Origin of the sequence: Leclercia sp. CFBP8987 (assembly GCF_034044995.2) — a bacterium.
Classification (GTDB): Bacteria; Pseudomonadota; Gammaproteobacteria; order Enterobacterales; family Enterobacteriaceae; genus Enterobacter; species Enterobacter tamurae.
In genome coordinates this window covers 3,018,164-3,033,467 of record NZ_CM188255.1, presented here as the reverse complement: position 1 = coordinate 3,033,467, position 15,304 = coordinate 3,018,164, and the positions used below count along the sequence as shown (strand labels likewise).

General features: G+C 54.7%; 16 protein-coding genes. 6 read left to right on the top strand and 10 right to left on the bottom strand.

Annotation, left to right across the window (positions count from 1 at the left end; all coding sequences use genetic code 11):
• Positions 1–81 precede the first annotated feature (81 nt).
• Complete coding sequence (locus SOM40_RS14720) at positions 82–561, bottom strand: Hcp family type VI secretion system effector (protein ID WP_166182872.1); 480 nt, start codon at positions 559–561, stop codon at positions 82–84.
• 198 nt (positions 562–759) lie between these two features.
• Positions 760–1,428: an Ssp6 family T6SS pore-forming effector gene (locus SOM40_RS14715; RefSeq protein ID WP_320530246.1), complete on the bottom strand. Its 669-nt coding sequence runs from the start codon at positions 1,426–1,428 to the stop codon at positions 760–762.
• Positions 1,429–2,036: 608 nt separating this feature from the next.
• On the opposite strand from SOM40_RS14715, the gene SOM40_RS14710 reads away from it, so the two are divergent.
• From SOM40_RS14710 to SOM40_RS14695, 4 genes are all read left to right on the top strand, one after another.
• Positions 2,037–3,182, top strand: a complete 1,146-nt coding sequence (locus SOM40_RS14710; RefSeq protein ID WP_320530245.1) for a transglutaminase-like domain-containing protein — start codon at positions 2,037–2,039, stop codon at positions 3,180–3,182.
• On the top strand, positions 3,160–3,516 hold the full coding sequence (locus tag SOM40_RS14705; protein WP_166182870.1) for a mercuric transporter MerT family protein: 357 nt from the start codon (positions 3,160–3,162) through the stop codon (positions 3,514–3,516). Before SOM40_RS14710 ends, SOM40_RS14705 begins: the two co-directional genes overlap by 23 nt.
• Positions 3,513–3,794, top strand: coding sequence for a heavy-metal-associated domain-containing protein (locus SOM40_RS14700; RefSeq protein WP_320530244.1), 282 nt, complete (start codon positions 3,513–3,515; stop codon positions 3,792–3,794). Before SOM40_RS14705 ends, SOM40_RS14700 begins: the two co-directional genes overlap by 4 nt.
• Before the next feature lie 285 nt (positions 3,795–4,079).
• Positions 4,080–5,651, top strand: a complete 1,572-nt coding sequence (locus tag SOM40_RS14695; protein WP_320530243.1) for a phosphoethanolamine transferase — start codon at positions 4,080–4,082, stop codon at positions 5,649–5,651.
• Positions 5,652–5,663: 12 nt separating this feature from the next.
• On the opposite strand, the gene SOM40_RS14690 is transcribed toward SOM40_RS14695, so the two are convergent.
• The 5 genes from SOM40_RS14690 to SOM40_RS14670 all read right to left on the bottom strand — a co-directional run bounded on the left by SOM40_RS14690 (position 5,664) and on the right by SOM40_RS14670 (position 10,697).
• Complete coding sequence (locus SOM40_RS14690) at positions 5,664–6,380, bottom strand: ABC transporter ATP-binding protein (RefSeq protein ID WP_261644076.1); 717 nt, start codon at positions 6,378–6,380, stop codon at positions 5,664–5,666.
• A complete protein-coding gene (locus SOM40_RS14685) occupies positions 6,377–7,252 on the bottom strand; it encodes an ABC transporter ATP-binding protein (protein ID WP_166182867.1) in 876 nt (291 codons plus the stop codon). Before SOM40_RS14685 ends, SOM40_RS14690 begins: the two co-directional genes overlap by 4 nt.
• Positions 7,249–8,550 carry a high-affinity branched-chain amino acid ABC transporter permease LivM gene (gene livM, locus SOM40_RS14680; protein WP_106993377.1) on the bottom strand — a complete coding sequence of 434 codons (1,302 nt, stop codon included), beginning with the start codon at positions 8,548–8,550 and terminating at the stop codon, positions 7,249–7,251. Before livM ends, SOM40_RS14685 begins: the two co-directional genes overlap by 4 nt.
• A 10-nt stretch (positions 8,551–8,560) precedes the next feature.
• On the bottom strand, positions 8,561–9,475 hold the full coding sequence (locus tag SOM40_RS14675; RefSeq protein WP_059309089.1) for an ABC transporter permease subunit: 915 nt from the start codon (positions 9,473–9,475) through the stop codon (positions 8,561–8,563).
• Positions 9,476–9,575: 100 nt separating this feature from the next.
• On the bottom strand, positions 9,576–10,697 hold the full coding sequence (locus SOM40_RS14670) for a branched-chain amino acid ABC transporter substrate-binding protein (protein WP_320530242.1): 1,122 nt from the start codon (positions 10,695–10,697) through the stop codon (positions 9,576–9,578).
• 428 nt (positions 10,698–11,125) lie between these two features.
• Between SOM40_RS14670 and SOM40_RS14665 the strand changes: the two genes are divergently transcribed.
• Positions 11,126–11,794 carry a YecA/YgfB family protein gene (locus SOM40_RS14665; protein ID WP_166182865.1) on the top strand — a complete coding sequence of 223 codons (669 nt, stop codon included), beginning with the start codon at positions 11,126–11,128 and terminating at the stop codon, positions 11,792–11,794.
• Positions 11,795–11,872: 78 nt separating this feature from the next.
• On the opposite strand, the gene tyrP is transcribed toward SOM40_RS14665, so the two are convergent.
• The 3 genes from tyrP to yecR form a co-directional block, all read right to left on the bottom strand.
• Positions 11,873–13,084 (bottom strand): tyrosine transporter TyrP, encoded by a 1,212-nt coding sequence (gene tyrP / locus SOM40_RS14660; protein WP_320530241.1) that lies wholly within the window; start codon positions 13,082–13,084, stop codon positions 11,873–11,875.
• Between the two features lie 236 nt (positions 13,085–13,320).
• Entirely contained in the window at positions 13,321–13,818 is a 498-nt protein-coding gene (gene ftnA / locus SOM40_RS14655) for a non-heme ferritin (protein ID WP_106993373.1), read from the bottom strand.
• 207 nt (positions 13,819–14,025) lie between these two features.
• On the bottom strand, positions 14,026–14,361 hold the full coding sequence (yecR, locus tag SOM40_RS14650) for a YecR family lipoprotein (protein ID WP_106993372.1): 336 nt from the start codon (positions 14,359–14,361) through the stop codon (positions 14,026–14,028).
• A gap of 294 nt (positions 14,362–14,655) precedes the next feature.
• Here yecR and SOM40_RS14645 point away from each other — a divergent pair, with 294 nt between their 5' ends.
• Complete coding sequence (locus SOM40_RS14645) at positions 14,656–15,294, top strand: RpiB/LacA/LacB family sugar-phosphate isomerase (protein ID WP_032612023.1); 639 nt, start codon at positions 14,656–14,658, stop codon at positions 15,292–15,294.
• The last annotated feature ends 10 nt before the right edge of the window (positions 15,295–15,304 follow it).

The window sequence follows — 15,304 nt, the reverse complement described above, 5'->3', positions numbered from 1 at the left end:
ACGGGTAAGTGACGACACCCTATTGCGATAGCATAAGCCTTATCAAAAAACAGGCTTGCGTTCGACTGAACATCAGCCCCCTTATGCTATTGCGCGGTGATTCCATGCATCAGTAAACACGATATTGCCGTCGCAATGCTTCCATGTGATTTTTTCATATTGAATCTCGATTGACTCCGTGTGTGTGCCTGTTTGATTGCCCGGATACAAATTAGGAGTAATTGATACGACCTTTATATTTTCAAGAATGATATTGAAATATTCCGTTTCCACTCCAGAATCAAGAACTCGATACATTTTTAACGTGGCTGATTTCAATGTCATATTCTGGCTAATAGCTCGATAGAGGTAAGGTGTAGTCTTATCAAACTCTTTTTGCATTATCATTGGGGTATGAATACGTGTTCCCGTTAAGCGTCCAGTATTTGGGCATGACGGAATATTCATATTATGCGTAAGTGCTTTTATCTCAATGGCTCCCAGTCTCCCAGGAATTAAACAGGATCCTATAATTGGCGAGCCGTTTTCGTCAGTTAACCATAAATAAGCAGGATTTGACATTTTATTTATTCCTTGTCTTTAAATTTATAAAAGCGGTCTGCTAGTTTTGCTAATAGCAGCCCAGTTACAATTGTAATAATGATGAAAAACAGCGTTACAGGCCATGAATCAAAATAAGAAAGATAGAATATGCAAAGGCAGGTTATAACCCACGAAACCATATCCGCAAGCCATCCGACCACGCCATCAACGATTCTTTTAATATCCATTTATTTTTTTATTTGCCATATCAATTAATTGTTCAAATGCTGGTTCTCCAAGCTCACGCCGCACTTGCAAAGCCTGAGCAAATGGAGTTATTGACGATTCAAAAAGGAAATATAACAAATCGTAATCTCGAGGACGTAAAACCTCGTATATTTCAGGATTATCAATAGCAAGTTGTTGCGATGTTCTTATGCTGCGTTCCGCCATTCCTCCAAGGAGTAATAAGTTTCCTAAAAAAATACTATTCCGCATTTTTACGAAGAAGGTCACTCGCTCAATAATGGCTGCTGTTATTTTCGTGGTAATATATGAATTGGCGGAGGCTCGCCCGATAAGTGAAAATACTGTTTTACTATAGGTACCATCCTTTTTCCTTTTGGTCAGGCGCTTTTCAAATTCTATAAGCGCTAACGCGATAGCTTCTTTTAATTGTTCATAATTCAGGAGCCCTCGCCGAACAGCAGCAAGTAGTCTTATTCGTTCTGTTTCACGGTGATAGCGAGAATCAGTATCAAACACCTCCCAAACCAGGTAACCAAAATCCAGAGGGACAGATAAAGCCCCCTCTGCAAAACCGATAGCTGAGTTTGGGTTTATTATTATGTCGGCTAAACGTTCAGCTATTTCCTTGATGCTATTCATTTCTGTGATATTTCCCATTCCTTCTCCCTCTGCAAAACCATCCCTTTCTCATGGTTTTATCATGCAATGCTCAACTGAGCAACGGTATGGAAAACAAACAACTTTGCTTGCTTCTTTTTAACAGAAAACTTGTTGCGCCTAACGGGCTTAGAGTGTTTCAAAAGCCGATACTTCGGGGGAAACATATAAACCCCGTAACGGGCAGCATATGAGCGTATTTGAGGGGCATCTAAGCCAGTCTTTTAACCCAGCAATCAGTTGGCATAGAAGCAGTACGCGAAAAGTGTCTTTTCGCTATTGTTCATACTGCATATACTATGCCTCCGGCGAAAAGCCGGAGGCGCTAACTTAGAGGAGCGAAGCGACGACGTTTGGAGACAGGCATTTTAACCGCAACAACGTAATGAGTAAGTATTTACTCAAAAGTGTTGACTCCATTACCTTATGTTGCGGTTATTGTGGTTTTTTGACTTCACGCCTGTACAACCCCGCCAGAATGCCGCCTAATAATGGCGCTTATTTTTTCATTCACAGTTAACAGGTCTGTTATTGATGAATCATCTCTATCACTCCGCGCCAGCTCCTGTCTGCTGTGATGACCATTCATTTTCAAGGGACAGGTAACCATGCAGCGTCGACAATTTCTTAAAAACAGCGTACTTCTCTCTGCCGCAGGCTTAGTAGGCCCTGCCGTCGCCAGCCAGACGGTGGTGCATAGCAGCGCGCCGCTCGCCGCGCCAGTGATGCGCCGCCGTTTCGTCTTATCGCAAACCTATAAGCTGGCACCGCCGCAGGGCTCCAGCGGGGTGGTCAAACTCTGGATCCCACTGCCGGAGGATACCGCCTTTCAGCAGATGACCGGCCTGTCGTTCAGCGGCAACTATCAGCAGGCCTACATCACCACCAACAATACCTACGGCGCGAAAACGCTGTTTGCGACCTGGCCGAAATCAGAAGGCGATCTACTCCTGCAGCTCGATCTGGAGATCGAAACGGCAGACTGGGAGCCGCTGAAACAGGACGCCCTGAAAAACTGGCAGGCGCCGGAGCAGATTGTCTACCCGCTGGCGGTGAAGCCGTACCTGCTGCCAACGACGCATACTCCGGTTGATGGCCTGGTGCGCGAAACGGCGCAAAAAATCACGGCCGGCGAAACCGATCCGCTGAAAAAAGCGCGCCTGATCTACGAGTGGGTCAGTAGTCATATGGAGCGCGATAACGACGTGATTGGCTGTGGCACCGGCGATGTGGCAACTATTCTGCAAAGCGGCAAGCTCAGCGGCAAATGCACCGACATCAGCTCGGTGTTTGTCGCCCTGGCGCGCGCCAGCGGTATCCCGGCGCGGGAGCTGTTCGGCATCCGTCTGGGCAAGGCCAACAAGCTGGAACGCTACTCGAAAAGCGCCTTCGGCAAGGCCGACAGCGCGGGCGTGTCCGACGTCAGCGGCGGACAGCACTGCCGGGCAGAATTCTATCTGGCGGGATATGGCTGGTTGCCGTGCGATCCGGCTGACGTCACCAAAATGCGTCTGGCGGAGAAAAAAGCCCATCAGGATCCCGATGTGCAGGCGGTAAATGCTTACCTGTTCGGTAACTGGGAGATGAACTGGGTGGGCTTCAACTACGGGCGCGATTTTGAACTCTATCCGGCGACGGAGCAGGGGGCAGTGAATAACTTTGGCTACCCCTATGCCGAAGTGGACGGCGACCCGCTCAATTTTTACGATCCAAAGGTGTTTACCTACCACTATGTCTCAACAGAACAACGCTAAAGGGGCGGGGCTGACCCTGCTGACGGCGGCTGCGGCGGCCGTCACCGCCGGGCTGTGCTGCGTCGGACCGCTGCTCTATTTGCTGTTTGGTATTTCGGCTGCCGGTTTTGCCGGGCTCAGCCAGCTCGAATTCCTGCGGGTGCCGATGATCCTGCTCTCGACAGGGCTGATGCTGCGGGTATTCTGGCGGCTCTATTTTTCAACGCGGCCGTGGTGTACCGGGCGGATGACGCTGGGGCAGATGCGTCTGCTGTTCTGGCTCTCGCTGCCGGTGCTGTTGCTGGTGCTGTTCTACCCCACGGTGGTAGCCTGGTATTATGAGGTGATGGAATGAAACGACTGCTGATAACCGTGAGTCTGTTGCTGCCCCTGTGCGCGCAGGCTGCAAACGAAAAAGTGGTGCTGGATGTGCAGGGCATGACCTGCTCGCTGTGCGTGATTTCGGTTAACCAGGCCCTGCGTGAAACGGAAGGGGTGGTGAAAGCGAAAGCGTCGTTGAAGACGCGCCAAACCGACGTCATCGTTCCGGAAGGTTTCCCGACCGGGACGTTATTAGAGGCGGTGGCGAAAACAGGCTATACGGCAACCGTGAACCGTATTGAAAAACCGTAAATATAATAATAATGCCTGATGGCTTAATTATTATTATCGTATTCACGTCTTTCTCAAATTTTGGGAAAGACGTGCTGCCACGCAATTATTAATAAATTATGATGATATTGCTTCCGTTTGCGTAATATCTGGTTACACAGCGTTGACCTTCCCGCCTGCGCGCTCTATCTTTGGATTAGTTTCTCCATAAAACGCTCCATTTTTATCCCTATATCGCCGTCCACGGCGGTTTGTTGATCCCTGGTGTCTGCATTTTATTGCGGCTTATTGTGGATTAAGGTCAATATGAATATAACAGCGAGTAAATATACCCTCTGGATGCGCGATATTACCCTTAATCCGTGGGCAGCGTTTTATTTTCTCCAGTCGGTGCTGATTAATTACTCGTTTGGATATTCATTTAGCCTGCTCTATTCGGTAGCATTTTGCTGCGTCTTGTTTGTCCTCTGGCGGTTTGCCCCTCGGGTGCAGAAAGGGGTCATTCTCCTCTGCAGCCTGCTGGCGGCCATGTACTACCCCTTTCAACAGGCCTATGGCGCACCGAATTTCAATACCCTGCTGGCGCTCCACGCCACCAACGTCAATGAATCCGTCGAGACCCTCACCATATTCCCGTGGCACAGCTATCTGGTCTCTGTAGTCATTCTGGCGTTAGGCGGGGTGGCGCTGGCGCGTAAAATTGGGCCAAAACAGCCCTGGCGCCGCCTGGATATGTTGTGTCTGGCCTTCAGCGTGGCCTGTTTCTTTATGACCCCGGCGAAAAACCTCGTCTACTGGGGAAACTTCACCCTGCTGGATGTGGGTTATCCGGTGTTCCGCTTCGTGAAGGATGTGGTGATCAACAACCAGGAAGTGGTGCAGGAAAAGGCCCATATGCTGGAGTTGGCGAAGATGAAGGACAACTGGACCGTGCTGGCGGTGAAGCCCCGCTACCACAATTACGTGATGGTGATCGGCGAAAGCGCACGGCGGGATGCCCTGGGTGCCTTTGGCGGGCAGTGGAATAACACGCCCTTTGCCAGCGCTGTTAATGGCACGTTATTCACGGATTTTATCTCCGCCAGCGCCTCCACCCAAACCTCGCTGGGCCACTCCCTGAGCCGGGTGAGCGGAGGGAGCCCGGAGTACCAGAATAACATCGTCACCCTGGCGAACCGCGCCGGGTTCCGCACCTGGTGGTTCTCTAATCAGGGGCAAATTGGCGAGTACGATACCGCCATCGCCAGCATTGCGAAGCGTGCGGATGAGGTACAGTTTCTGCGCAAAGGCTATTACGAAGATGAAAATAACCCGCGGGATGAAGCCCTGCTGCAGATGACGCAGCAGGTATTGTCTGCCCCGCGTACCGAGCCGCGGCTGATCGTCCTGCATCTGATGGGCTCACACCCGCAGGCCTGCGAGCGCACCCAGGGGAAATACCTCGAGTTTGTGCAGTCGAAAGAGACCTCCTGCTACATCTACAGCATCACCCAGACCGATACCCTGTTAAAAAAGCTTTATGAGCAGCTGCAAAATAGCGGTGACAGTTTCTCGATGGTCTATTTCTCTGACCACGGCCTGACCTATAAAGCCCGTCTGACCGGCGGACAATATATGGCCCATGGCGATGCCTTCCAGCAAAACTATCAGGTGCCCTTAATGATAATGTCCAGCGACGACAAAGAACATCGCCTGATTAAAGCCCGGCGTTCTGCCAACGATTTTCTCGATTTCTTCTCGGTCTGGACCGGGATCGAGGCGAAAGAGATAACCCCGAAATACCCCTTTGTCTCGGAGCAGGATGCCGGCACGCCCTGGGTGATGAACTTTAAGCTGCAAAAAGTGGATTACGCGCAGCTTCCTGACGATCTCCACTGATCTTGCCCCCGGTCAGGCGCCCCCCAGATAGGCTTTTCTGACCTCCTGATTGCCCAGCAGCTCCTCGCCGCTGCCGCTCAGGCGGATCTGGCCGTTGACCATCACATACCCGCGATCGGAGAGCTTCAGCGCATGGTGCGCGTTCTGCTCGACGAGGAAAATCGTCATTCCGTTACGCGCCAGCTCCCGCAGGGTCTGGAAGATTTGCTTCACCACAATCGGCGCTAACCCCAGGCTCGGCTCATCCAGCAGCAACAGTTTTGGCCGACTCATTAACGCCCGGGCGATGGCCAGCATCTGCTGCTCGCCGCCGGACATGGTCATTGCCCGCTGTTTACGCCGCTCCTTCAGGCGCGGAAAGAGATCAAACATGCTCTGCAGATCCTCTGCCGCAAACTGGTTGCCGATGGGGATGGTGCCCATCAGCAGGTTCTCTTCGACGGTCATATCGGGGAAGATGCGCCGCCCCTCCGGGGCCTGAGCAATGCCCCCTGAGGCGACGTAGTGGGTCGATTTATGGCTAATGTCCTCCCCGCAAAACAGGATTTGCCCGTTGCGCACCCGCGGCTGGCCGAAAATCGACATCAGCAGGGTCGATTTTCCCGCCCCGTTAGCGCCGATCAGCGCCACGGTTTCACCGGCGTTGACCTGCAACGACACCTGCTTCAGCGCCTGGATCACACCGTAATAGACATCCACCTGATGAAACTCCAGCATTGCCTCACTCATACACTGACCTCGCTCTCATCGGTGCCCAGATAGGCGGCAATGACTTTTTCATCGTGCTGGATCTGTGCCGGTTTGCCCTGGGCAATCACATCCCCGTGGTCGAGCACGATAATGTGATCCGATATCTCCATCACCATCCCCATATCGTGTTCGATCAGCAGCACCGTAATGTCGTGGCGATCGCGCAGGAAACGGATAATGTTACTCAGCGTGTGGGTCTCCACCGGGTTGAGCCCGGCGGCCGGTTCATCGAGACAGATCATCTCCGGCCCGGTACACATGGCCCGGGCAATCTCGAGCCGCCGCTGCTGGCCGTAGGACATCTCCCCCGCCAGCCGGTTGGCGCAATCCACCAGATCCACCACTTCCAGCCAGTAAAAGGCCCGGTCGAGGGCGTCGCTTTCTGCCCGCCGGTAAGCGGGAGTGTTCAGCACCCCGGCCAGCAGGTTGCGGTTGACCCGCATGTGCTGCGCCACCAGCAGGTTCTCCACCACCGACATCTCGCGGAACAGGCGGATATTCTGGAAGGTGCGCGCCAGCCCGGCGCGGTTCACCAGGTGGGTGCCGCCAAACATCTTGTAGAACAGACGCTGGCCGAACTGCGCCGGGTTGATCCAGTCTCCCGGCTGGAATTTCTGCCCGAGGATCTGGATCACGTTGGTGGTTTTGCTCCGGGTATTGAACAGAATATTGCCCCCGGAGGCCTTATAAAACCCGGTCAGGCAGTTGAACACTGTGGTTTTTCCCGCGCCGTTCGGCCCGATCAGGGCGGTGATGGACCCGCGCTGCACCTCGAGATTGACGTCGTTGAGCGCCTTGATGCCGCCAAAGTGCATCATCAGATGCTCGACGCTTAAGATGGTCCCGTTCATGGCGCCACTCCTTTGCGTACCGCAAAGCCGCTGCGGTTGATGCGGATTAGCCCGCGCGGCCGCCAGATCATCATCACCACCATTAATACGCCAAACAGCAGCACCCGATACTCCGCGAAGGTGCGCAGTAGCTCCGGGGTAACGGTGAGCACGAAGGCCGCCAGCACTACCCCGAGGGTGGAGCCCATCCCGCCTAACACCACGATGGCGAGGATCAGAGCCGACTCAAAGAAGGTGAACGAGGTGGGGTTAACAAACCCCTGATAGGTGGCGAAGAATACTCCCGCTATGCCCGCAGTAGAGGCTCCGAGGGTAAAGGCCGACAGCTTGACCAGGACATGATTGAGGCCCATGGAGCGGCAGGCGATTTCGTCTTCGCGCAGCGCTTCCCAGGCGCGGCCAATCGGCATCCGCGTCAGGCGGTGCTTGATGTAGAGCACCAGCAGGACCACCAGCAGCAGAATGGCGTAGATAAAGATGAACTTCAGGTTAGGGTTAAAGGTCAGGTTGAAAAACTCGTGGAACGGCACGCCGCCATCTTTTGCCCGTCGACCAAACTCCAGCCCGAAGAGGGTCGGGGGCGGGGCGGAGATGCCGTTTGGCCCGCCGGTAAAGGTCAGCCAGTTGTTCAGCACCAGGCGGATGATCTCCCCGAAGCCGAGGGTCACAATCGCCAGATAGTCGCCATGCATGCGCAGTACCGGGAAGCCGAGCAAGGCCCCGGCCGCGGCGGCCATCAGCGCCGCCAGAGGCAGCATGGACCAGAAGCCGAGCCCCAGATACTGATAGCCCAGCGCCAGGCCATAGGCACCGATGGCGTAAAAGGCGACATAGCCGAGGTCCAGCAGGCCCGCGAGCCCGACCACGATGTTCAGCCCGAGGCCGAGCAGGACGTAGATCAGGCCAAGGATCGCCACCGTCAGCACGTACTTGGTGGCGACGAACGGAAAGCAGACCGCCAGGGCGATAATCAGGGGCAGGATCCAGCGCATCCGGCTTTTGTACTCCGGCGGGCGAACGTAAACCCCGGTATTATCGTTGTCGAAGCGGGCCATCACCCGTCGGCCCGGCGCGGTGGTTAAAAAGGCACTGAGTAAAAAACGCCCGGTCATCACCGTGGCGATGATCCACGCCAGCCGCTGTCCTTCGAAGTTAAAGCTGTAGCCGTCCAGCACCACGCCCACCACCGGACCAAAAATCACCAGCGCCACCATGCCCGCAAAAATGGCGTCGAGAATGCAGCGTTTTAGGGAAAAACCGTCGTGGGCAACGGGTTGCGAAACGAGTTGTGCAGTCATCTTTTTTCCCTCACACCTTGGCCACGACAGGGCGACCAAGCAGTCCCTGAGGACGGAAAATCAGGATCACCACCAGCAATCCAAACGAGAACACGTCTTTATAATCGGAGTTCACCATCCCGGAGAATTGCGCCTCGGCAATGCCGAGGATCAGGCCTCCCAGCATCGCGCCGGGCAGGGAGCCGATCCCGCCAAGGACGGCGGCAGTAAAGGCTTTGATCCCGATGATAAACCCGGCGTAAAAATCAAAGGTGCCGTAGTTCATGGTGATCAGCACCCCGGCCAGGCCAGCCATTGCCGCGCCAATCACAAACACCAGGGAGATGATCCGGTCGGTATTGATGCCCAGAATCGACGCCATCTTGCGATCCTGCTGCACGGCGCGGCACATCCGCCCGAGCCGGGTGTTGCTGATTATCCAGGTGAGCAGCAGCATCCCGGTGAACGAGGCGATCAGAATGAAAACTTTGGTGTAGGTGATCTGTACAAAGCCTTCGCCAATATGAAAGCGCAGCACGCCGTCGAGCATGGTAGGCACTCCCTGCTGACGCGGCCCCTGGCTGATTTGGGCGTAGTTTTGCAGGATCAGCGACATGCCGATGGCGGAGATCAGCGGTGCCAGGCGCGTGGAGTTACGCAGCGGTTTATAGGCGATGCGTTCGATGGTCCAGCCGTACACCCCGGTCACCACGATGGTGAAGACCAGCGTGCCGAGGATCAGCAGCGGAAAAGATTCCAGCCCGAAGAAGGAGAGAAGCGCCAGGCCGATGGCGCAGAGATAGGCGGAGATCATATAGACTTCGCCGTGGGCGAAGTTAATCATGCCGATAATGCCGTAGACCATGGTGTAGCCGATAGCGATCAAGCCGTAGACCGACCCCAGCGTCAGGCCATTGATTAACTGCTGCAGAAAGAACGTTTCCATCATCGCGCGCTCGTGTTTTAGACCGCAGGTTGCGCTGCGGTCCTCGGGTTATAGTGCGTCGGTATGTCGCCATACCGACGTTGAGCGTGATTCCGTCCGCTTACTGCACTTCCTTATATTTACCCTTGTCGTCCCACTCATACACCACGTAGTCAGAGACTTTCAGGTCGCCCTTGCTGCCCCAGGATTTTTTGCCCATCACGGTATCCACCGAATTGGCCTTCAGCCATTCGCTGGCTTTGGCCGGATCGGCCCCACCGGTGGCTTTAAAGGCCGCAGCAATGGCCTGGATGGAGGCGTAGGAGTAGAGGGTATAGCCTTCCGGCTCGAATTTACTGGCGCGGAATTTGTCGATTACCGCTTTGCCTTCCGGGATCAGACGCGGGTCTTTGCCGAAGGTCATATAGATGCCGTTGGTGTACTGCGCGCCCCCGGCGGCGGTGACCATCTCTTCGTTGACGATACAGTCGCCGGAGAAGAATTTGGCCTGCACCCCTTGCTCACGCATCTGGCGTACCAGCGGGCCCGCTTCCGGGTGACAGCCGCCGAAGAAGACCACGTCCGGTTTCTGGGCACCGATTTTGGTCACCAGCGCGTTAAAGTCTTTTTCGCCGCGGGACAGGCCTTCGTACATCACGTCTTTGACATCACGTTTCGCCAGCGCCGCTTTGGTGGCATCCGCCAGCCCCTGGCCGTAAGTGTCTTTGTCGTGAATGATCACCACCCGTTTGGCTTTCAGCTTATCAATAATGAAATCAGCGGCGACCTGGCCCTGCTGGTCATCACGGCCGCACATGCGGAACATGTCGCTCATGCCGCGCTCGGTGATCAGCGGGTTGGTGGAGCCGGGGGTGATAGCCAGTACGCCCGCGTCGTTATAGACCTCGGAAGCTGGCATGGTGGAGGAGGAGCAGAAGTGGCCGACCACGGCTTTGACCTTATCCTGGTCAACCAGACGGTTAGCGACCGAGACGGCCTGTTTCGGTTCACAGGCGTCATCGCCCTGCACCAGTTTGATCTTCTCGCCATTAATGCCGCCCGCGGCGTTAATGTCTTCCGCGGCCTGGGTCGCGCCGTGCCAGTACTGGTCCCCATAGGTGGCGTTCGGTCCGGTGAACGGACCCGCCACGCCAATCACGATATCAGCCTGGGCGGAAAACGCCGTCACCAGACACCCTGCCAGCACAAGAGAGAGAGGACTTCTGATCAATTTCAGCGACATTATTATGTACCTTTTCTGAGTGTTTTTTGGCACAACCCTGTGTAGTCGAACGCCGGAGGCGTACCCAATCCAAAACGTGTTCAAAACGTAATGCACTAAACGGACGACATACCGCAGAAACAGGCGAGATTGCCTGAGGGTGATGACCCTCAGCACAACAATAAGCAAAATGGTTGCCAGAACGGCAGCGTATTGCCTGTGTTTCGACAATTTTCAGTATAGAGCGCCGTTTTAAGCGGCCCGGCGGCATGAAGTGAAATTACAGCGGGGATCACATCTCATTAACAACAAAGCACATAAGTTGTGCAACGGTCACGATTTAGACGGAATTGCACCAGTAACGCGCCCCGGAACAACAGGGGAAGGGGACCGTTGAGCCTGCTTTCTGTGTTACCCTGCACGCAATTCTATTCTGCAGGAGATTTACCATGAGCGAAGGTCCATTAAACGAAACCGAAATGGAGTGGCTGGAAGAGACCTTAATGACCTACGGTCATGACGGCGAGTCCGTAATGGACGTCTCGGAGCTCGACGGGATGCTGACCGCGGTGCTGTCCGGCCCGGTGGTGGTTGAGCCGGATCGCTGGCTGGTGGCGGTGTGGGGCGGCGAGAAAAACATTCCGCGCTGGAAGAACGATCGCGAGATGAACCGCTTTATCGATCTCTGCTTTAAGCACCTGAACGATATTGCCGAGCGCCTTAGCGACTACCCGGAGCAGTTTGAGCCGATGTTCGGCATGAACGATGTTGAGGGTGAAACCTTTACCGTGGTGGAAGAGTGGTGCTTCGGTTATATGCGCGGCGTGGCGCTGACCGACTGGTCATCCCTGCCAGAGTCGCTGCGTGAGGATCTGGATCTTATCGCCCTGCACGGCTCCGAAGAGAACTTTGAGCGTCTGGATACCTTCAGTGAAGAGGAGTTCCAGCAGAGCATCGAGGGCATTCGTCCGGCGGCGCTGCGCCTGTATAATCACTGGATTGCCAACCCGCAAGAGCCGGTTGCCCAGCAACCGGTGATCAACGGCACCAAAGTCGGTCGCAACGATCCCTGCCCGTGCGGCAGCGGCAAAAAATTCAAGAACTGCTGTCTGCATTAACAGCGCCCGGCGGCGCTTCGCTTGCACGGGCCTACAGGTTTCGTAGGCCGGGTAAGCGTAGCGCCACCCGGCGGTCATTTATCCCACTTCCGGAAGCAGCCCTGCCGCAATCCCAAACTGCACGAGGATTATCGCGATCCCGCAGGCGAAGACCAGACACAGCGTCGGTTTCCCGCCGGGCACCCGGTAATCACCGGCTGGATGATGCTTACGGCTCTGCCACACCAGCAGCGACGGCAGCAGCAGCGCCAGCACCGCCAGCGCGACGCCTGCATAACCCAGCGCCATCACAAACCCACGCGGATAGAACAGGGCGAAGGCCAGCGGCGGCAGGAAGGTGATCGCACCGGTCTGGATACGCCCGCCCACGGTGCGGCTGCGCTGGAACAGGTCGGCAAGGTAATCGAACAGGCCCAGCGCCACCCCGAGGAACGAGGTCGCCAGGGCGAGGTCGGCAAACAGGTGTACCGCCAGCTCCACGTGCGGCGACGCCACCACTTCACGCAGGGCCTGCAGCAGCCCGTTCAGGCCGGTATGGCTCGCCAGCATCCCCATAAAAGTTGACGAGTTAATGCTGCCGAGGGTTACCAGCTGCCAGAAGATATAGGCCACCAGTGGAATGGCGCTGCCGGTGATAAAGATCCAGCGCAGCTTGCGCACGTTGCCATTCATATAGCTGACGATGCTCGGCACGCTGCCGTGGAAACCAAACGAGGTAAAAATCACCGGGATAGCCGACAGCGCCAGCCCTTTCTCCAGCGGCAGGGTCAGAAGATTGACCTTATGAATGTGCGGTGCCAGCAGCGCCAGCATCACCACCAGGAAGATGATTTTGGCCGAGAAGAGGAAACGGTTGAACAGATCCACCAGCGAGGTGCCAACGCAGACCACGCCGCCGCCGATCAGGGTAAAGAAGATCACCCCGGTGGTCGGAGAGATATCGGTGTTGAACCAGTCGTTGACGCTGGAGGCGATTAGCTCACCCGCGCCGCTGATGTAGGCCGCGGTCAGGGCATACATCAGGAACATCATGCTGAAACCGGTGATCCACTGGCCGAAACGGCCCAGATAACGCCCGGCCAGCGACCCGAGTCCGGTATCGGCGGGAACGTGCTGATACACTTCCAGCAGCAGCAGGGCGGTATAACACATCAGCGCCCAGAGCGTGCCCAGTAACACCAGCGTGACGCCAAACCCGACGCCCGCTGCCGCCAGCGGCATCGCCAGCATACCTGCGCCAATCGTGGTTCCGGCGACGATAAAAATACTTCCCAGCGTTCTGTTCTTCACGTTTTCCTCTACGGCCTTGCACTATCACGACAAAATCTGCGGCGCAGCGTAAGGGAAAAACGCAGGTTCGTCAAACCGCCGTTACAGGTGCTGTAAATGTAGCTTTACGATATTCATCGGAAGCCATCAGGAGGGGGAATTGAAAGCTATTTCTGCGCCAGCGCAAGGTGGGCAGGGGAGGAAGTAAAATATGCCGTCATTAAAAATAACGCGGCGCCAGAGGCGCCGCAGTAATATTAATTTTGAGCGTCAAGCGTCGACAGCTCTTTATCAATAAAATACAACCCTTCACCAGATTTACCCGCCAGCGACAGTTTATCGAGAACGGATTTAAACAGCTTCTCTTCTTCGTGTTGCTCTGCCACATACCATTGCAGGAAATTAAAGGTGCCATAATCCTGGCTTATCATCGCCGCATGGACCAGGTCGTTAATTTTCTGGGTGATCAGCTGCTCGTGCTCATAGGTGGCACGGAACAGCTCGTCCAGCGAGGCGTACTCAGCAAACGGCGACGCCACCGGGTTGATGCGCGGCAGGCTGCCAGTATCGGTAAGATAATCAAAGAGACGCTGCATGTGAGTCATCTCTTCCTGCGCGTGACGACGCATAAATGCCGCCGCGCCTTCAAAACTGTGATAGCTACACCAGGCGCTCATCTGCTGATAGAGCAGGGAGGAGTAAAGCTCCAGATTCATTTGCTCATTGAGCTTGTCGATCATTTCGGTTTTAAGCATGGTGTCGCTCCGTATTATTATTCACTGGTCAACGTGAGCGTCACTATAATTTGTTATTTATTTATTTGCAAAAAGTAAAATAAATATTTAAACGATCATAATACGAATGGGAATAAAACGCATTGCGGGTAACGTAAATAAATTAATGAGAATTATTCTGTTTCGTGTTTAATACTATTATTGCCAGCGGGATCGCTGGCAACGGAATTAATAATAGGTGACGACGACGGGCCGCGGGGTATAGCCATGACACTGATACTGAATGGTCATGGTTTCATTCAGGCACAGCGAGCCGCTGATGAGGCTACAGGTTTTGATCGGCTGCCCGTAGGCCATGGCCGTACTGTATCCCATCGCCTGGCATTCACGGGTCGCGGTACCGCTGGTGACGTAATCGTCATAGCGGGCGTTCTGCAACATGGCCTGATCGTAATTGAGCATGACAACACCTGACGTGACGTCGACGCTGCTGACTTCTGCTTGCCGGGTAACGCCACAGCCCGCCAGTAACAGGAGCAGGCCGCCAGTGCATAATCTCTTCATAGAACACTCTGGATGCATGGAAATAACCTATACTAGCGGCTGATGTGCGCCGCAATGCCAGGATTAAACGCCTGTTCTGCCCCTTCTCTTTGCCACGAGCCCTTGCTCCTTCAATCTTAAGCCATCCGTCTATCAGGCGGTGGCAAAAACCTCTCCGGGCACAAAATTGTGAGCGCATCTTTGTTTTTTGAAACTATTTTTCACTTAATTTGAAAGTGCGTTTGCTAAGTAGTAAGGTTGGACAGGTAAGCTATCCACAGCGGGACGCCCCGCATCGCATTCAGGAGACGAAGAATGAAAATTGCACTGATGATGGAAAACAGCCAGGCGCCAAAAAACGCCATCATCCTCAAGGAATTGAACGCCGTTGCTGAAGAGAAAGGTTTCCCGGTCTACAACGTTGGGATGAGCGACGAAAACGATCACCACCTGACCTACATCCACCTGGGGATTATGGCGAGCATTCTGCTGAACTCGAAAGCGGTTGATTTCGTGGTGACCGGTTGCGGTACCGGCCAGGGTGCGCTGATGTCCCTGAACATCCACCCGGGTGTGGTGTGCGGCTACTGCATCGATCCGGCTGACGCCTTCCTGTTCGCCCAGATCAACAACGGTAACGCGCTCTCTCTGCCATTTGCTAAAGGCTTCGGCTGGGGCGCAGAGCTGAACGTTCGCTTTATCTTTGAAAAAGCCTTCACCGGCCGTAATGGCGAAGGTTATCCGCCAGAGCGTAAAGAACCTCAGGTTCGCAACGCTGGCATCCTGAACCAGGTGAAAGCCGCGGTGGTTAAAGAGAACTATCTCGATACCCTGCGTGCTATCGATCCAGAGCTGGTCAAAACTGCAGTAACCGGTCAGCGTTTCCAGCAGTGCTTCTTCGAGAACTGCCAAGATAAAGAGATCGAAGCCTTTGTCCGCGGTATTATCGGCTAAGTTGCCAACG